Origin of the sequence: Dyadobacter sp. CY312 (assembly GCF_021390535.1) — a bacterium.
In the GTDB taxonomy this organism is placed as follows: Bacteria; Bacteroidota; Bacteroidia; order Cytophagales; family Spirosomataceae; genus Dyadobacter.
On record NZ_JAJUXG010000030.1, the window covers coordinates 18,060 to 38,023 of the forward strand.

The window sequence follows — 19,964 nt, forward strand, 5'->3', positions numbered from 1 at the left end:
ACTCCTCTTTTCTGGTGAGATGTGAAAAGTAAAATGTGACTGGATTATTAATTTTTTTAACAGTTCTATACAAACGTATTTTCTATAAAATTGCCCAACCTAAGATATTTCTGGTAAAGAATTTCATAGGTCGCTACCTTATCAGGACGTGGGTGATACGTTACATCAAACCCGGAACCCATCGCTTTTTGCGCAGCTTCCAGATTGGGATGAACTCCCGCCGCAACCGCCGCACACATCGCCGCGCCCAATGCACATGCCTGGTCCGCATTGGCGACCTGAATGGGTCTGTTGAGCACATCAGCAAGGGTTTGCATCACGAATGCTGATTTTTTGGCTACACCGCCAATTGCGATCACCTTTTTAATCGGCACGCCTTCTTCCGTAAACCGGTCGACAATGGCACGGGAACCAAACGCAGTTGCCTCTACCAGTGCTTTGAAAATTTTAGGTGCATCAGCCGCCAGATTCAATCCAGCAATAGAAGCCTTCACCGAGTGGTTCACATCTGGCGTACGACGGCCATTAATCCAGTCGAGTGCAACAATATCATTAGTTGTAACAGGCAGTTTTGAAGCAAGATCGGCTAAATGAGGTATCAGATTTTTACTTAAAGTATGTGCCGCTTCGTCTCCTAAAAGTGCGCGAACGGGATCAATAATTATTTTTGCAAACCAGGCGTAAACATCTCCAAAAGCCGATTGGCCTGCTTCCAGCCCAACCATCCCCGGAGCAACAGAACCGTCAACCTGTCCGCAGATCCCTTTGATGAGTCGCCCGTCGATTTCCTCGTTTGGAGCAATTAAAATATCACAGGTAGAAGTACCAATAATCCTGACAAACGCATACGGTTCTATTTCCGCCCCAACAGCGCCCATGTGCGCATCAAATGCTCCCACCCCTACAACGACACTGGTAGAAAGGCCAAATTTTTCAGCCCATTCCGCAGAGAGATTCCCCATCGGTCCATCGGATGTGTAAGTTTGGGAGAAAAGCCTTTCACGTATACCCGTAAGTAAGGGATCCAGTTTCGTAAAAAATTCCTGAGAAGGAAGCCCGTCAAACTCAGCATGCCACAATGCCTTATGACCCGCAGCACACCGTGAACGCTTCAACGTAAGCGGATTAACATGACCAGTTAGCAAGGCCGATATCCAATCACAATGTTCAACCCAGGAATAGGCGTGCTCACGCACGGATGCATCAACACGTAACGTACGAAGCATTTTAGCCCAAAACCATTCAGAAGAGTATATCCCGCCCACGTATTTGGTAAAGTCAGTTTCCCAGGTGTGCGCCAGATTATTGATTTCTTCTGCCTCCGCATTGGCGGTATGATCCTTCCAGAGGTGGAACATGCCGTTTGGATTTTCTGCAAAATCAGGGCGTAATGCCAGCGGCAAACCCGCTTCATCGACCGGACAAGGGGTTGAACCCGTGGTATCGATGGATATACCGACTACCTGTGCACGAACATGATCCGGAGCCTGGCCAAGCGCCCCAAGAATGGTCGCTTCAAGCCCTTCCTGATAATCCAATGGATGCTGACGGAACTGGGACAACGCGGGATTGCAATATAGGCCTTGCTTCCACCGGGAATACTCGTGCACATGTGTGCCGACGGACTCTCCCGTTTGCGCATTCACTACCACCGCCCGGACAGAGTCACTTCCAAAATCGACCCCTATTACAAATTGATTGTTCATAACGTAACCATATATGAATGAATAGCTTTCAAAATTAATATAAAGACTGCCACATCGCTTGACAGCCTTAAATACAGCAAGTTGCTTTCAGGAATTACTTAATTAGTGTTAATTTGACACAATTATATTGAAATATAATGATTTCATCAAATAATGATATAATTTAATTTTGGATCAATACGCTAACATCGTGTTTATAAATCACAAGCCACTTTTGCAAAAATGAATCCGAATAACCGATTAAACTCCTCTGTCCATTTATTTTCGCCCGAAGCAAACCAACTTTTGGCAGGTAGGACGTGAATGGTTGTTACTTTAGATTGTTTGACATAGTTAAATGGCTCAATTATAGCTACCAATTCAAAATCCATTACATCATGAATCGCAAAATTTTGATTGTCACCGGAGATGGTGGCGAAAGTTACGAAACCCTTTACGCCGTTCACCGCTTCCAGGAAGAAGGTGATATTGCTGTGATCGCAGCCCCGAGTAAACGACGCCTTAACCTTGTAATGCACGATTTCGAACCTGGTTGGGATACGTATGTGGAGCGACCTGGCTATTGTCTGGATGCACACCTGACGATTGAAGACGCGGTTGTAGACGAATATGAAGCCATTCTGCTACTGGGAGGCCGCGCCCCCGAGTACCTGCGGAATCATGCCCCGCTTTTGGAAGTAGTTCGTGAGTTTGACCGGCAGGGCAAATGGATTTTTGCCATCTGCCACGGCATCCAGATTTTGGTCACAGCCGGATTAGCCAAAAACCGAAAGTTAACCGCTTACGAACATGTCCGTGCTGAAATTGAAATGGGGGGCGGCACCTATTGTACCCAGCAAGCTGTTCGAGACCAAAATATAATAACCGGACAAACCTGGCAATCTCACCCGGAGTTCTACCGGGAAGTGTTTGCCTGTCTCAATGAAGCGGAACTTGTCGAAAAGTAAAGACAGAATCAGGGTGCTTTTGTTTCTGTTTTCATATTAAGGTTCATATCCGGGGCTTTCACATCATGGAACTTTTACCGTCCAAAAATCTGTCTAATCCTTAAATGAATCTGAAAGATATTTCATGAAGAAAATAGGATTTTTATCGTTCGGGCATTGGGCTAACCATCCGGCTTACAAGGCACAGACAGCCAGCGACACATTGCTGCAATCTATCGACCTGGCCGTCGCTGCCGAGGAAATCGGTTTAGACGGTGCTTATTTTCGTGTTCATCATTTTGCTTCTCAGTTAGCATCACCTTTTCCGTTACTTTCGGCTATCGGTGCCAAAACAAGCAAAATAGAGATTGGAACGGGCGTTATTGACATGCGCTATGAAAATCCACTGTATATGGTGGAAGACGCCGGTGCTGCGGACTTAATTTCCGGGGGACGATTGCAATTGGGAGTAAGCAGAGGGTCGCCGGAACAGGTAATTGACGGATGGCGCTATTTTGGATATGAACCTGCCGAGGGAGAAACCGACGCGGAGATGGGACGTCGTAAGGCACTCGAATTCCTTGAAAGACTGAAAGGCAAAGGGTTTGCGCAACCGAATCCATACCCGATGTTCCCGAACCCTCCCGGCTTACTGCGTTTGGAACCACACTCGGAAGGATTACGCGAACGGATCTGGTGGGGTGCGGCTTCTAATGCTACCGCTGTTTGGGCTGCCGAAAACGGCATGTACCTACAAAGTTCTACCTTGAAGTATGACGAAAACGGCAAGCCATTTCATGTGCAGCAAGCGGAACAGATCCGGTTGTATAAAGAAGCGTGGAAAAAAGCGGGACATCAACGCGAACCAAGGGTTTCAGTAAGCCGGTCTGTTTTCGCACTGGTTAGCGATCAGGACCGCTATTACTTTGGACAGGAAGCCGATCGGAGAGATAAAATCGGCATGATTGAACAGGACAAACGTGCCATTTTCGGCAGAAGTTATGCTGCGGAACCTGACCAACTCATTAAAGAACTGGCGCAGGACGAAGCTATTCAGGAAGCGGATACTGTTCTTTTGACAATACCGAATACTTTGGGAGTTGACTACAACGTGCATGTATTGTCTTCAATTTTAGAGCATGTAGCTCCCGGACTGGGCTGGCGTTAACTTCCGGCACTCACTTTGATTAAAAAAAGAAACGTCATGTTTTAGAATTCTCTTGGCGTGGCAAAGATCGGTTTAACCGCTTTTTGCCACGCTCTTTACTGTTCCTTTAAATATATTGTAGAACGGTACGCTGAGGGAAGAGACATTATTGCAAGCGTACCCCGTTCCGTTTTGTTCATCAGATCGGCACGGTGCTTACAGCACCTTGTGAAAACCTCCTCATACATCAGCCCCTGATTTCTCTGCGCATGAAAAGGTAGTAAGAGAATGCAATTGCAAAGTTTTTGATCGCGAAAGCTTAATTAAAAATAATTGTAACTTTTAGTCAATCCGTTTTGTCTCCCTTACAAAACCCTATGAATCCCAGGCTTTACAATCTTTTTATAAGCAGCCAGCGCAAGCTTTACCGCTTTGCGTTATCGCTTACGAAAGATGTAAAAGATGCCGAAGATATTCTGCAGGATACTCTTCTCAAACTTTGGAAGCTAAGGGATGACTGGGAAAGCTGGGATAATTTTGAGGCTTATGCGATGCGGATGATACGTAATGAGTATTTGAATTACATCAAGAAGCAGAAAAGTCTAACGCACAGCACACTGGAAGAGATTCCTGAATTCGCAGAACCTAGTCAGACAGAAACAGAAATGACTACTGATGACCTGATGTTTCGCTTCAATTCCCTTACCAGTAAACTCCCTGATATTCAGCGAAATATTCTTCACTTGCGCGAAATTGAAGAATTGGAATACAAGGAAATTGCAAAGGTCATGGAGATTTCAGAAGCACAGGTAAAAGTGTATTTGTACAGAGCCCGTCAATACTTAAAGGAAAGAGTACATGGAAAAAGATAAGCTTGAAATACTGCTTGAAAAATACTGGAAGGCAGAGACGACATTAGCGGAAGAAAAGTTGATCAAGGCCTATCTGTCAAAGCAAGCAGCGGATGAGAGCCACACGGGAGACAAAGACTGGTTTGCTGCCATCCAGGATTTTAGTGAAATAGGACATGACGAAGTGCTTTTTACGATTGAACAAAAGAACAGGAAATCTGTAATGCTGGGTTATCCGGTATGGCTAAAAATAGCAGCGGTCACCATTTTGGTTTCGGGTCTGACCTGGTTGGGTGTGGATTATAATCAAAAGTTAAATACCCAACTTGAGATTGAGGCTTTGGCACGCAGGACTGCCGAAGAAAGCCTGATGTCCATGTCAAACGCACTTAATCAGGCATACCAGCATCTCAACGAACCTACTGAATTACCAGACAATGCAGTAACAGAAAACTAAGCCTTATGAAACCGATCATTGTTATATACATAATACTACTTACCAGTTACATCTCCTTCGGGCAGAGTAAAACGGAACCAGAGCAAAGTCAAACCTTTATTGACCTGTACTTCAAACAATATTCCGACTTGCCAAAGTACGCGGTAAACACCATGGGTGAAGCCATGGTGAAACGATCCAATGAAACCGGCATGTGGTCGCACCCGAGCATAGCGCGTATCATGAAGCAGGTAAAAACATATAAATACCTCAGTTTTGACAGTCCGCCCGAATACTCGAAAAAAGTCATTAACCAGTTGGACGCTGAAATGAAAAAAAGCAGCACTTACAAAGAATACTACCGTTGGGAGTTAAACGGTGTAACTTCTGGTATAATCTACACGCGCAGTAACGGAAATAAAATTACCGAACTGGTTAATGTATCTGTGGGTAAAAAGAAGCTGCTGGTCAGCAGTTTTCTGGGAGACAACATCGATCTGGAAAGTGTGCGCTTGCTGGCGGTGGGCAGATAAAGACCCGCATTTTACCAGTACTTCAACACGCTTTTTTCCTCTCATAACGGTCACTAATTGCCATGAAATTTATAGTTAAAACGCTGCTTAGCCTCTTGGTTACGCTTCAATCGGTATGCGCTTACGCCCACAGAGATCAAGACTCAATACAAAATCCTGACTCCCTTAAAATAGCCCGAATTGCTGATTTTGGAAGATTGTGGGGCGTAGTCAATTACTTTCATCCTGCTGTTGGGAAAGGAGTGCTATACCCAGATAGTTTGGTGATCTCAAACATTGGTAAATTACTGGATGATCCAGGCACATCTGGCTTTAAGAATGCAATTTCAGCCCTGCTTTCAGATCTGAATGATCCCTACTCGGCAGTCATTGATAGTAAAGATCTTGCTACGGAGTCTCCATATACAGAACCCGGGCTCACTTTGACTTCTTTGGCTTCAAAATCAACATACATCACAGCTTCTCAGAATATATTTAAAAACGGACTTAAACTGGATTCTGTTTTAACACCTAAATTAATTTCTTCCAACCATTCCTTTGTCATTGATTTAAGAAATGCCACGATTGATAATAACGCGGGATTAAAGCAATACACTCAGTTTGTTCAACCTCTGATTGGAAAGTTGATAAGCAAGACCTTGATATTACCTACTGCACGCAGCTTTTACTACAAAGGTCTCATGCGCGAAGACTTTCCCCATGATATCAACATATTACCACAAGATCAAAAGGGAGATATAAATGGCAAGCTACAAGTTCACTATGGCTTGAAAAATATTTCAGAAGGAGGTTATCTTTTATCAAATCAAGACCTATCGCTCAGATCAAAAAGATTTTGCTTTATCGTTAATCGCTACGTCAATGTGAACACACTTAAAGCGCTGCTGGCTTTACGTCATCGAAATTTGTGCAGCATCATCTTTCAGGGAGAAATGCCGGACTATGTTTACGGGGATTTTTATCACATGCAGTTATCAGATGGTCTAACTGCAAAGATCAGAACCTCAGAAATGATATACGAGGATGGAACGCTTGGATCAGCACCGGATATCTACATCCCGTGTCAATCAGTCAAAGATCCTCAAAAACTTATCCTGAAAGAAGCCGGGTTTTTGTTAAGTCACCCCGTAAAACACTCCGCTTCAAACCAGATTGAGAATACCGTTTACATCCGAAAACCACAGTTTGATTATCCTTCAAAAGAAGTACCTGATCTGAAATTACGGCTACTAGGACTTTTCAACTTTTGGAATGCCATTCACTACTTTTCTCCCAACAAAAACCTGATCCCACTCGATTGGAACAAAGCTTTAACCCACTTCATCCCCAAATTTATAAAGGCTGAAAATGACTCCCTTTATTTTTTAGCACTAATGGAGCTGACTACCTCCATTCAGGATGGGCATAGTATATTAATCAACAAGCAAGGTGGCAGATCACCGGTTGGCATTATGGATGGTAATCTTCCCATTGGGACGGATCTGGTGGATGGCAAAGTGTTTATAACCAGCATTCTGGCAGATACAATGCAGCGCAATAACTTGTCTCAAATTAAGGAGGGTGATGAACTGATCGCCATTGATCAGGTTCCAATAAGCACGCTGGCGAAGCAATGGGAAAAACTGATTGTGGCTTCCAATACAGCAGGGTTTAACCGGGAATATTATTTCACCTGGCTTACAAATGGGACTTCTGGCAGTGCTGCGGTGGTCACTGTCCGGAGTAAAGGTCAGATTAAAGATGTTACGCTTACCAGAATCAAAAGAGATGATTATTATACTTTGAGAGGTAAGATAAATCGCTCTCCTCTAAAAGAACCGTTTTGTCAGGTACTCGAACCCGGTATAGGATATATGAGAATAAACCGGCTTTATGTGCATCAGCTGGATAGTTTGTCACAAATGTTAAAAGACTGCAAATCAATTATTCTGGATGCAAGAGGGTATCCCCGTGATAGTCACATAGGCACTAAACTGGCATCTTACATAGCCATAAAGCCCGATACAGTGGCGTATAATGAATTTCCATTTGTTGTAAGTCCGGATTTAGCAAAAAACCACTCACTTATTGAGTGTGAAATTATTCGACCTGATTCTAACACATTTTTAAAAAACAAAAAATACTATATACTGGTAGATGAAGGTATTCAGAGCCAGGCAGAATGGAATGTAATTGCTCTGCAAGGTGTCACTCGTACCACCACAATAGGTACGCAGACTGCTGGTGCAAACGGAATGGCCATTACCATCAATTTCCCTGGTCAATATTTTTCGTTCTTTTCCGGCTTTGGTGAGTACTATCCGGATGGAACACCAAATCAAAAATTAGGAGTTAAGATTGATATACCTGTCAATAGAACACTTCGGGGTTACCTGAATGGCGATGATGAAATATTAAGTAAAGCAATTAGCGAGGCACTTAATGATCTTCACTGAAATGTATAATTGCTCCTATGACGCACCTGCCTATACGACGAAGTAATTCAGCGACTTACCTGGTAGCAGTAGAACCAGGTAAGTTTTTGGTCTGTGCTCAGGTTATTTTCAGAGTAATTCATTTTTTCGTCTTCATACATTCCTTTAAGTCCGTTAATTGATTAACGCTACATGCAAAGAATCTCCATGCATTGTAAAGGAACAATGAAGGAGATTCTTTGCCATCAGTAACGAAACTGATTGTATTATTCACAATAACTACTTTGTTGGAGCCTTCCCTAGGCACACTTTATCACTTCAGCCCGTTTTCGAACAAAAACACACCATTTTTATTAGCAACCACGATATCCGGCTTCTGGTCCAGATTAATATCCTGCACTACAATATTAAGACCTGCCCCTGAATCAATATCAATTACATGCTCTTCAAAATAGGGTTCTTTACTGGAATCGAACTCAAAACAAAGCAATATAGCTGCGTCGCTGTCTCCGGGGTCGCGACCGTGATGCGCAAGGAATCTTTTTCCTGTGATGTACTCTTTGACTCCGTCGCCATTCAGATCCGCCATAATGGATGCATGTGTCTGCGCTGTTGTGTTACTCATTAAATTCGTCTTGAAATTAATTTCACCATCGGCACCTTTAATTTGCTCGTGCCACCACACTCCCAACGCATGTGCAGATGCACTTACCACATCATTTTTACCATCGCCATTGACATCCAGAACCTGCATATGGGAACAGGGCTCGCCTAAACTGGCAGGATGAAAAACCCAGTTCCCACCATGATTGTTCCTGGTTCCTTCAAACCAGCCTTCCCGAATGACTACATCATTAATACCATCCATGTTGATATCCCCGTATCCGATTCCGTGAGAAAAAATCTCGGTACCCAGGACATTCTCTTCACTCAGGGCGAAACGTTTCCATTCTGTTTGCCCCTTTTTGGTCGGAGCCTGTAACCAGACGATCTGCTTTTTGTCCTTATCACCACAAAGTATGTCCAACCTTCCGTCACCGTCTACATCAACAAAGCCCGGAGATTCATTGGTTATCCCCACGGAGTCAGCAATGATATGTTTCTTCCATTGGTCCGATTTATTTCTGGGATTTTCAAACCAGAAACCCGGTTTTCCTGGAAAGTCAACAATCACCACATCATCCCAACCATCCAGATTTACATCCATTCCCAGATTGAGGAATGAATTACTGTATTCCTTACGGGGATCAAAAACACGGGACGGAGCCAGCTCATGCTTTTTCCAATTCGGCGCTTCAAACCAATAGTAGCCGGCAATAATATCCATTTTCCCGTCTTTGTTAAGGTCTGCAACCGCCACGCCTTCGGAAATAAAATCTCGGGTCAGTGTCGTTTTTTTGAAATTTTTGTATCGATCAGACTGGGCTATTGAAAGATTTACACAAAATAAAACAAGTATCAGGACACAGAAAACAGATTTTATGCCTGGTGGGATCATCTTTACCATGCTTATTGAGTTAAACATTCACATAACTTATTCCAACTACTTATTTAAAATCTTCCCAATCAACATCTGGGTTTCGTGATTTTCATGTGAGTGTTCCAATGCACCCAATTTGTTTTCCAGATCTTTCAGCACCTTTTTAGATTCATCCGTCCCAATAGCACCAATGCGCTGAATGGTGTATGGTAAAATTTTAGGCAGTTTTGATTTCTGCGCCAAAAGCATTGCGCGTTTCATATCAATTGCTGATAGTGGCTCGGCAGCATACCAAACCATTAATGGCAGGTTATGGTCATCCTTGTCCTCAGCTTTTTGAACCAGAGCCTCCAATACATCCCACCTTTGAGCTGGTGCGAGCCTCGTCAAAGCAGACGTAAGGTACAGCCTGACAACCGGTGAGGTATCTTTTTGTGCGAGGATTGTGAACTGTCTCAGTGTCTCGGGTGAAACCGTTTTATTTTCGGCCAACAACTGAACTGCCCAGCTTCTTACATCTTCGTTTTCATTGGTCAGCAGATCTGTAAGTTCTTTTTCCGTAAATCCTTTTGTTACATGCAGAGCCCACATTGCACGAAGTTTGCGGGTCACATCCGGATTCTGAGCCAATATTTCTTTTAGTGCCTTATGTACCTTTTTATTCCCGCCACGCTCCTGCAATATTGTTCTCGCCTGACGCACATACCAATCATTTGCATTCAGCTGGTAATTAACCAACTCCATATCCGATGCTTTTGAAAGATCCACTTTAACAAATTTGTCATTGTCATGAGTAATTTTAAAAATCCGACCCATTGTTTTATCATGTACATCTGGATTGGGACTATGGCACTGGTTTTTATCATACCAGTCGATAGCATATACCGATCCACTTGGATCATATTTCATATTCAACCACTGCGACCAGGAATCATTCATGGCCAGGAAATCATTCTTATGAGAAGCAACATAACCCGATCCGTTCCGCTCAAAATGATCAACGTTCAGTCGGGAGCCATTTATGTTGTTCATGAAGATTTCATTACGATATTCCTTTGGCCATGAATCACCACCCAGATATATCATGGCTCCTGCATGTGCGTGCCCACCCCCAGCAGAGGCAGATCGGAAATTACCAGCGTGCGGTCCGCGATCACCAAGCCAGTGTACATGATCACCAATGGTTTTAATGTCATCGTAGGTATATGGATTAAAGTGAGCTCCTGCCTGCCGTTGGTAACGTGCCCCCTGGATAACATGATACATGTGTGGAATTACGCATACTGTGATGAAAGGATGCCCGTAATCATTAAAATCAATTCCCCATGGATTACTGGTTCCTTCTGCAAACAGTTCAAACTTATGTGTGATCGGGTGATATCGCCAGACACCTGCGTTTAATTTGGTACGCTCAGAATCAGGAGCACCCGGCTTACCTACATTTGAATGTGTGAAAACACCATGCGTACCATATAGCCAACCATCGGGGCCCCATCTCAAATTATTCAGCACTTCGTGAGTATCGTGAACGCCCCATCCATCCAGTAACTTTTGCGGAGGCCCTGCGGGTTTGTCATTTTTGGCATTGATCGGAATATACAACAAGTAAGGAGCCGCACCAAGCCAGACACCACCCATCCCAACTTCGATACCACTGACCAAATTCAAACCTTCCGCAAATACCTTTCTGCTGTCCAGGGTCCCGTCACCATTGGTATCTTCAAAAATCAGGATACGATCCCTGCCTTCTCCCTCCTTCGCTGGTACAGGATAAGTATGGCCTTCTACCACCCAAAGCCTTCCTTTTGCATCAATTGTGAAACTAATCGGACGGACTACATCGGGCTCCGCCGCTGCCAGAGTCACAGTAAAACCTTTTGGTGGAGTCATGACTTTGGCTGCCTCGACTCCTGAGAGTCCGGCATGCAACACAGGGTCCAAAGGTGGCAGAATGATAATATCCTTCTGTTTCAGTTCATTGGGAAAAGCGGGTCGACTTGGATAAAAAAGAAAATCATCAAAATTAATATGCGCCCATTTGTCATTTGGAATGTAGGGAATCTGAGAAATACCGGTCTCATTGTCGATGATTCTGATCACAATTTCTTTATCCATGTAGGGTTGCAAATCCACGACCACAGGCTGTAAAGTAGCGCGCCCCTGCCCGGTTATATGAAAAATGACCTGATCCGTACCAGCCAGTAAAAGCTCAACACGGGTATCCTGCAAAGCTCCTCCCGAAACCCGGAAAGCTGCAAAAGGTTGTGTCACCTTAAATGGAACAGAGGTCAAAGTTCCGGTTAGCTTAGAGTTAACCGTTCCTCCGCTGCTAAGAAAATATTTCCCTTCGAAACCAATATGCATTTCCTTTTCATGCACGGGAGAAGGATCTGAGTTAAAGACCGCGTTGGAGAATGCATCTCCGGTAGCGGTCCAATCTTTAAGTGACCCGTTTTCAAAATTGAGATTTACAGGTTGTCCGTCCCTGGTAGGCAGTTGTCCTGCAATGGTCGCATTTGATATAACGCCTTCCACCACCTCAAAACTTCCAACCATACCCGCCACACGATGGCCAGGAACTGAACAGTAATAGGTATCATTCTGCTGTGCCGTGAATGTGATACTGGTACTGCTGCCCTTTTCAAGTATCACCGTACTTTTAATACCGAGTTTTTCCAGAGCAATATCATGCGTCATCAGTTCACCGTTGGTAATCTTAATCCGCACCCGATCGCCTTTATTTGCCTTAAGTGTGGGATTGCGGGCCCCGTCGGGAGCAAAAAAGCCCAACATGGTTGCCTCCAGAGCATAATCCCTGTCAAAACGTACGCTGTCTTTCTTTTCCTGAAGGCTAACGCAGTAAGCCCAATTCGGCGGACCAATTAGACAAAGAGACAGAAAAATGATTACTATATATCGCATAAAAGTAACTATTGAAATAATTAGAAAATGAATGATTCTACCTGTAAAAATTATCGAATGAGTAAAAGGATATAATCAGAATAGTCTACATCCTTTTACCCATCCCCTCATAACCAACTACGGTTATGAGGCTTCTTTCTAAACTGCTATATTAGAGCTTTTTACTCAGATCAGTATCCTATATTTTGCTTGTAAACACCTCTTGACCAATTCATTTGCGCTTGCGGAATTGGCAAATACTCATCCCTGCCAGCAGTGAATTTAGCGACTTCAAGCCATGGTCTTCGTTTCTTTTCGGCATTGAGGTACTCATTCAGTGTTTTGGCAGCAATTCCCCATCGCACCAGGTCAAAAAACCGGCGGCCCTCCATCGCCATTTCAAGCCTTGCTTCCCACATTAAGGCATTCCATGCAAACGCTTTATCCCACTTTACATTACTTCCCACCACATAAGGTTCTACTTTGTACTTGACAGGAAATGTTCCGTTTGGCATTTTTAGCCTGTTTACACTGCGTGCAGCACGTTCTCTTATCTGATTGATAACCGGCAATGCTTCCATATGCCTCCCCAGTTGAATGAGTATTTCTGCCTTCCACAACAAAACTTCGGCATACCTCACTTCCAGCTGATTTTTGGAATTGAACATCCAGAAGGCATTAAACAAGCCCGGGCTGTTGGTTGTCACATTCTCTTTCAGCGAATGAAAATACCCGTACACTGCTGGTTGCCTCGAGGCGGTGCTATCGAACATAACTGGCTGATACTTCCAGGGATGCCCCGGAACGGCCACCGTATGTCCAAGCCTCGGATCCCAGGTATTATTTGCAAAGTACTCTTTCTTATTTACGATATTTTCATTGTTAAATGTATCAAAGAGTGGATATCCATTGGCGTCTACCTTAAATGCATTTACCATGTTATAGGTAGGTTTATGAAAATCGCAACAGCTGAAATAAGGGTTCCACCAGGGAGCAGTGAGTCCGTTTCCTTCATTGAGATTACCACGAACGGTACCATCATTTATCGTAAATTGTAGTTCCCACAAGGATTCTGGTGAGGCGTTGTCATATTCCAGCATGAAATTCTCGGCCATGTCGGTCGCTAATCTGTACTTTCCACTGTCAATAATTTCGTTAACTAATGCCAGTGCTTCTGTTAGTTTAACATTATCAATGGTTGTAAGCTGATTCCTGTCATCTTGTGGATAAGCCATCCACAATACAGTGTAAGCTAAAAACGCTTTCGCCCCATATTTTGAAATCCTTCCCTTTTCAGCCTGTGTTTCAGGTAAATTATCAGCCGCAAACTTTAAGTCGTCATAAATCTTCTGCCAGAGAGCCAGATCTGATGTACTGCCTTCCTCCCTGTTGGGAATTTTAACAATATCCTCATTCGTATCTTCTTCAACCACATACGGAATGTATCTATATATCCTTTTCAATTTCAAATGAATCCACCCTCTCAAAAAGCGCATTTCAGCAATCCGCTCATTCTTTTGCGGATATTTGGTTTCATCCATGCGTTTGATGGCATTAATTGCAGTATTCACTCTGGAAATTCCGCTGTACCCACTAAACCAGACGCCATCATTATTCCCGACGTTGGCATTCACCAACGAATAGGTTTCCATCTGAAACCAGGGAGTTTGATCGTCGAGTCCACCACCACCCTTATACGCATCGTCAGACCGGAAACTGGCAATCCATGGGTTCATTGTATCGAAAGCATGCGCTCTTGGTATAAACGCATAGGCAGCTGTTACAAGACCATCAATGTGTTTTGGTTCGCTTATTTGCTCTTCTGTAATGATTCCCTTCGGATTCACCTCCAATATATCCTGACACTGGGTAAAAGCCAATATTGTGCAAACCAATAGTATAAATCTATTTATTGTTTTCATATCTGTATTGTTGTCAAAATGAAACATTAATACCCATCATGAATATTTGGGGGCGAACATACGGGCTGGAATATTCATTTGCCTTGCTTGCATTTTCCGGATCAATGCCGGTATACTTATTGGCACCCCACCACTTTTTGAGGTTGACAATATTTTGGGCATTCACATAAACCCTGAACTGTTTCATCCCGATTTTAGAGATAGCGCGGGCCGGAAGATTATATCCCAACTCAATATGCCTAAGTTTCAAATACGAACCCGACTCCGTGAAATAAGTAGACACCCTACGTTCGTCATTCGTATTATAAAGAGATAAAGCAGGAATATCGGAATCGTTATTTTCTGGTGTCCAGGCACCTAATAATCTTTTGGGGTGATTGAAACCGCTCTGAGTCCATACATTCCAGAAATCACTGTATGACTTCCAGTCATTTCTTACCGTATTACCGGCAATTCCCTGCCAGAACATAGAGAAATCAAAATTCTTAAATTTGGAGTCTACATTCAATCCGTACATAAATTTTGGATCACTGACACCAATCCAGGTACGGTCGTGTTCCCAGGTTATCTTCCCATCATTGTCCAAATCTTTATAGCGGATTCTTCCCAACCCTTTCCCCTGCTGTTCCGCAGAATTGGCTACTTCTTCGTCCGACTTAAATAAGCCATCCGCAATAAAACCGTAAATGGAATTTAACGGGCGTCCCAGAATATCATCGTCCAATCCATTTCCTCCATAGGTAAATTTCACCGATTCCGGCAAATCATCTACCTTATTTCTGAACGTACTAAAATTACCGGTAAAAGAATATTCAAATCCACTTTCCAATTTATCGCCATAAGTTAAAATTAACTCAATCCCACGATTGGTCATGTTAGCCGCATTGATCCACTGATACCCCCCTTCTCCAATGGCTGCTAAATAGGGAGGTTCATAAAGCATTCCTTCAGTATACTTATAGAAATAATCGACTGATCCGGTTAGCTTTGACCCGAGTATACCAAAATCCACTCCCAGGTTGGTTTGCCTTGTTGCTTCCCATTTCAGATTCGGATTTCCGACATGTCGTCTTCTAAATCCTGAAAACAGCGTCCCGGATTCGTTGCCCGCCAAGCCGTAACTCGTTGCATTATAATTCGCATCATAGAAATTGACCAATGCATTGGTAGGGATATTGGAATTCCCATTCATACCCCAACTTGCTCTTAGTTTTAAATCCGAAACAAAAGGCACATTCTTAAGGAAATCTTCATCGCTTAAACGCCACCCGGCAGACACAGCCGGAAAAAAACCGAATTGATTATTAATCCCGAATTTTGAAGAGCCATCGTATCGGAGCGTTGCCGAAAGCAGATATTTGTCTTTGAACGAATAGTTGAACTTGGAAAAATAAGATAACAAGGAAAACTCATCGCCAGTACCATATATTTCCTGCGTACCTGTGGCCGAACTTAAGTAGCCATAATCATAATTTTCCAGTTCCAGACCCCTCCGAAAGCCTTCCATATTCTGGAAAGTATACCTTGACGTTTCCATACCGGCAAGGAAATCGAGACTATGATTTTGAAGGCTTAAGTTATAGTTCAAAGTATTGGTCCAGGTAGTCGTAATATCCTGTCCCTGATAACTTCTAACCCCATTGTTAATATTCCTTTTGCCTCCGCCTTCAACCCAGGTAAATTCTATATGCCTGTAATTGTTCCCGGTATAATCCAATCCGAATTGAGTCTTCAGATGAAGATTTTTCAAAACTTTCAGATTTGCATATACGCTTCCGATTATTTTATTGGTTGTAGTGAAATTATCCTTTCCGAGGTTGAGCATACGTACGGGATTATTGTAATCATCCATCCCCAAGCTATAAGCCGTGCCGCCCCAGCCTCCATCGGTGGTATAAACCGGAATAATCGGAGGCATTGTTAAAAAAGAGTGACTGTGATTCTGGTCGTTAATTTTTGAGGTAGAGACTGCAATATTCTCACCTATATTCAACCGGTTCTTGATCAAACTATATTCAGAATTTAAACGTAAGGAAATACGTCTGAGACCGGTATGTATCTGTGTACCACGGTTTTCGTAGTAATTTACCGAAAACATATTTCGCACATTCTGATTCCCGTTGGTCAACGTAATCTGATGATTATTCTGAAGTCCTAATTGTGATCCGGCGTCAAACCAATCAGTATCAGCCGCTTTCATTGTTTTTTCAGAATTGAGCCATTCCCTGGGAATTACCTCATCCAGAACAGGTTTCCCATTCGGATCCAAATGTGATTTGAAAGAATAGATTTGCGTAACAGCATTCGGATCTTGTTTTTCATTGACAGCCGCCTGCCAAAATGCACGGCCAAATTCCTGTGTATTCATCATAGGAACCCGGTTCATAAAACTGGATACACCCACTGAACCACTGTATGCAATTTTGGTTTCACCTATTTTACCTTTTTTGGTCTCAATGAGAATAACACCACTTGCCGCTCTGGAACCATAAATACTGGCTGATGCCGCATCTTTCAAAACTTGTATGGATGCAATGTCATTGGGATTGATATCTCTCAGATTAACGTTTGTTGGAAATCCGTCGACCACAATTAACGGAGGAGCCGACCGCATGGAAGTCAGTCCCCTTATCTGCACGCTCACATTACCTACAGGACTTCCATCACCCGTAATATAAACGCCAGGAAGCCTTCCCTGCAATCCCTGCATGACATTGGAGTAGCTATTTTTCTCGATTTCACGTGCGGTAACCATTGCAACGGAGCCAGTCAGATCCGCCTTCTTTTGAGTCATGTAGCCCACCACAATTACTTCTCCAAGTGCCTTAGTATCTTCTAGTAGTGTAACTTCAACATGCGTTTGGTTACCTATTTTCAACTCCTGTGTTATATAACCCACATAGCTAAAAACCAATACCGCATCAACATTATCCGGAACGGAAAGTTGGAAACCACCTTTTTCATTTGTCGTAGTTCCAGTTGAAGTACCTTTTATCACCACACTTACTCCAGGCAAAGGACTATTTGAATCCGCGGTCAGCACTTGTCCGGTAACGGTTGCCTCCGTTATTAGCTGTTCATGGGTAGACCTATCAATGGTTTCATGCAGTTTGTTGTTATCGTCTGTATTATCATGCTTTTTTGTCAAGACAATATGCCCTCCGGATACCGCATACTGAATACCTAACGGAACTAATAATCTGTCTAAAACGACATCCAATGAGTATTTCGACACAGAAATACTCACTCTATGCTTCTCAACCAGAGACGGTACATAGGAAAATTTAACCTTTGTTGACTTCTCAATATTTGCCAACACGTCACTGAGCGGTTGGCTGTTCACATCTAAGCTTATCTCTCGTTTCAGGAGCTCCTGGGCCAGGCCATTGCCAGCAAACGTAAGGCTGGTAAAAATGAGTGAGACAAGGAATGGAATACAGGTTACCTTTATCACTGTTGCCAGAATTTTTAATGGTATACTATTTTTTTTCATAATTTTACAACGGTTTTAGTGTACACAAGCAACAAAGCCCTCCCACGATTCCCGATAACGGGAACCTTTAAGTACTACTTAGATTGGTGAGGAGTAATCAGGGTCGATAGCGCTGGTACCGCTATCGACCCATTTTTTTTAGGTTATGGTTTCATCATATTATTATGGTTAAGTTATGATTAGGTTAATTGCAGCCGGTACTTGAAATAATCACGCTCCCATCAATCACACAATAACTGCCACCAATAGTCTGGGTAATTATATCAAGTTTTTGAAAAAGCGATTCATCAGTAAATTCAACATGAACCAGGCATTTAGCCGTCGCCGATCGATCATAGACAAAAGGAATACCATAACCTTTTTCAAGAACTTCGAACACCTCCGCGATCGGCCTGTTTTTGAATGATAATAGTTGTTCCTTCTTTATTTTTTTGATCTCGTCCGGAAATTCAATGATCGTCTTCGAAATTGCATTGTCCTTTGTCGAGAACAACGCCTGTTGATTAGGAATCAATAAGAGCTCCGTTTTTTGCGGTGCCGCTTCCTTAGTATTGATCGGAATTACAGCAACCCGTCCCGTCCGCACCATTACCTTTACTTCATTGTCTGTGGTTTTAATCAGAAAGCTTGTCCCTACCACACGTGTCGCTAATCCGTTTGCATATACAAACAAAGGATTTAATGTGTCCTTTTGAATCTCAAAAAACGCATCTCCTGAGAGATAAATCTCCCTTCGGTTGTTCTGGATCAATGGATTGGTATAACTTACTTTACTTGATGGGGATAGAAGGACAATACTGCTATCCGGAAGTATTATCCGCTTTTCCTTATCAGTTTCATTAACTACTTCCTGCAAAGACGTTGTCACATTTGCAATTATCTTATGATATGCATAATCGGCTTGTTTGTGCTTTGGTCTCAGAGTTATTATTCCAATAATGATCACCACAGATGCTGCAATAGAAAGCCATCTAAATTGATGTCCTATGCGGAATCTACTACGTTCCTCCTTTGTATAAGACAATATTGCTGCAACCCCTTCATTCAACTCCTCTTCAGTTAATGAAGACATATTCCGGCTCAGTGAAAGAAGTAATTCACGCGCCTGGCACATCGTGTAGGAATGTTCAGGATTTTGCTTCAACAATTCCTCCCACAAATGATTATTGCCTTTCTCGTTTTCCCGAACGCATCGTTTAAAGTCTTCATCTAAGAGTAAAGTCTGAAGATTACAATTATAAAATTTTTTCATGAAAAAATATAAAATTTAACCTTACAAGGACATAACCCAGAAAGGCACGGCGGATAATGAAAAAAATGTCACTTTTTTTCCATTGCCATTAAAATATGAAGTAAATATTTGACTACCAGCTAAATAAAAAATAGAAAAGTATACCAAACAGCGACACTTTCCATTTTTCCTTTACGAGTTTTAAAGTCTGATATAGCAAGTTGGCCACCGCCCCCCGGGAGATTAGTAAAATGTCAGCAATTTCCTCGTTCGACAAATCTTCATAGAATTTGAGGTGTATAATCTCTCTTTGTCTTCGGGTAAGCTGACTTAGTATGAATGTGATCTTTCGTTCTCTTTCAATAACAGATTCCTCTGAAATGATCTGCATTTCCATGGTATCATCCTGAAAAACCTGTTCCTGGTAATTATCAATATCCAGTAAAACCTCTGCACGACGATAGCTTTTGAAAAGTCTGTTGCGGATACTTTTCAAAAGATAAGGTTTTATCTGATCGACCTGACTCAGATGTTTGCGTCTATCCCATAGCGTAGTAAACAAATCGTGAATATGGTCTTTAACCATTTCCCGATCCGAGGTAAATTTCATTCCATAGTCGAAAAGAGCGGTATAGTAAGTTTGAACAAGATACTCGAAAGCAGCTTTATCTCCCTCAACAAACCTTTGCCATATTTGTATATCTTCCTTAATCATTTAATTAAAGATTACGGCTTAGAAATAATAATTACTTTCTTTTCAAACAGTTCCGGTCATCGTTTATACTCATAAAGGAATTGTCGTTCGGAAGTGAATTTGAATAGTGGAATAGCAAATTGAAACATGACTGCCATGAAAGAGCAGACAAGGATTGAAAATTTTTTAATACAGCATAAATATTCATCCAGTGGGAGCTGAAAATCGAA

The 19,964-nt window shown here is 42.7% G+C and carries 13 protein-coding genes; 6 read left to right on the plus strand and 7 right to left on the minus strand.

All coding sequences use genetic code 11. The features are described 5' to 3' along the window. Window positions 1-65 precede the first annotated feature (65 nt). Window positions 66-1,706: a ribulokinase gene (locus tag LZG71_RS28350; protein WP_233826306.1), complete on the minus strand. Its 1,641-nt coding sequence runs from the start codon at window positions 1,704-1,706 to the stop codon at window positions 66-68. A 377-nt stretch (window positions 1,707-2,083) separates the two neighbouring features. Here LZG71_RS28350 and LZG71_RS28355 point away from each other — a divergent pair, with 377 nt between their 5' ends. The 6 genes from LZG71_RS28355 (at window position 2,084) to LZG71_RS28380 (ending at window position 8,034) form a co-directional block, all read left to right on the plus strand. After that, window positions 2,084-2,653, plus strand: coding sequence for a DJ-1/PfpI family protein (locus LZG71_RS28355; RefSeq protein ID WP_233826311.1), 570 nt, complete (start codon window positions 2,084-2,086; stop codon window positions 2,651-2,653). Between the two features lie 124 nt (window positions 2,654-2,777). Beyond that, the gene (locus LZG71_RS28360) at window positions 2,778-3,800 is read left to right on the plus strand and encodes an LLM class flavin-dependent oxidoreductase (protein ID WP_233826313.1); all 1,023 of its coding nucleotides are present in this window, start codon (window positions 2,778-2,780) and stop codon (window positions 3,798-3,800) included. 356 nt (window positions 3,801-4,156) lie between these two features. Beyond that, window positions 4,157-4,651: an RNA polymerase sigma factor gene (locus LZG71_RS28365; RefSeq protein ID WP_233826315.1), complete on the plus strand. Its 495-nt coding sequence runs from the start codon at window positions 4,157-4,159 to the stop codon at window positions 4,649-4,651. After that, complete coding sequence (locus LZG71_RS28370; RefSeq protein WP_233826317.1) at window positions 4,638-5,087, plus strand: hypothetical protein; 450 nt, start codon at window positions 4,638-4,640, stop codon at window positions 5,085-5,087. The genes LZG71_RS28365 and LZG71_RS28370 overlap by 14 nt, the downstream gene beginning before the upstream one ends. A gap of 5 nt (window positions 5,088-5,092) precedes the next feature. Further along, window positions 5,093-5,599 (plus strand): DUF4252 domain-containing protein, encoded by a 507-nt coding sequence (locus tag LZG71_RS28375; RefSeq protein WP_233826318.1) that lies wholly within the window; start codon window positions 5,093-5,095, stop codon window positions 5,597-5,599. A gap of 62 nt (window positions 5,600-5,661) precedes the next feature. Next, window positions 5,662-8,034, plus strand: coding sequence for a S41 family peptidase (locus LZG71_RS28380; protein ID WP_233826320.1), 2,373 nt, complete (start codon window positions 5,662-5,664; stop codon window positions 8,032-8,034). Window positions 8,035-8,326: 292 nt separating this feature from the next. Here LZG71_RS28380 and LZG71_RS28385 read toward each other — a convergent pair whose 3' ends face one another. From LZG71_RS28385 to LZG71_RS28410, 6 genes are all read right to left on the minus strand, one after another. After that, entirely contained in the window at window positions 8,327-9,511 is a 1,185-nt protein-coding gene (locus LZG71_RS28385) for an FG-GAP repeat domain-containing protein (protein WP_409013690.1), read from the minus strand. Window positions 9,512-9,556: 45 nt separating this feature from the next. Further along, window positions 9,557-12,415, minus strand: coding sequence for a PVC-type heme-binding CxxCH protein (locus LZG71_RS28390; protein ID WP_233826324.1), 2,859 nt, complete (start codon window positions 12,413-12,415; stop codon window positions 9,557-9,559). Window positions 12,416-12,585: 170 nt separating this feature from the next. Further along, the gene (locus LZG71_RS28395) at window positions 12,586-14,316 is read right to left on the minus strand and encodes a RagB/SusD family nutrient uptake outer membrane protein (RefSeq protein WP_233826326.1); all 1,731 of its coding nucleotides are present in this window, start codon (window positions 14,314-14,316) and stop codon (window positions 12,586-12,588) included. 13 nt (window positions 14,317-14,329) lie between these two features. Then, window positions 14,330-17,809, minus strand: coding sequence for a SusC/RagA family TonB-linked outer membrane protein (locus LZG71_RS28400; protein ID WP_233826328.1), 3,480 nt, complete (start codon window positions 17,807-17,809; stop codon window positions 14,330-14,332). A 184-nt stretch (window positions 17,810-17,993) separates the two neighbouring features. After that, a complete protein-coding gene (locus tag LZG71_RS28405) occupies window positions 17,994-19,061 on the minus strand; it encodes a FecR family protein (RefSeq protein WP_233826330.1) in 1,068 nt (355 codons plus the stop codon). 112 nt (window positions 19,062-19,173) lie between these two features. Further along, on the minus strand, window positions 19,174-19,755 hold the full coding sequence (locus LZG71_RS28410) for an RNA polymerase sigma factor (protein WP_233826332.1): 582 nt from the start codon (window positions 19,753-19,755) through the stop codon (window positions 19,174-19,176). Between the last annotated feature and the right edge of the window lie 209 nt (window positions 19,756-19,964).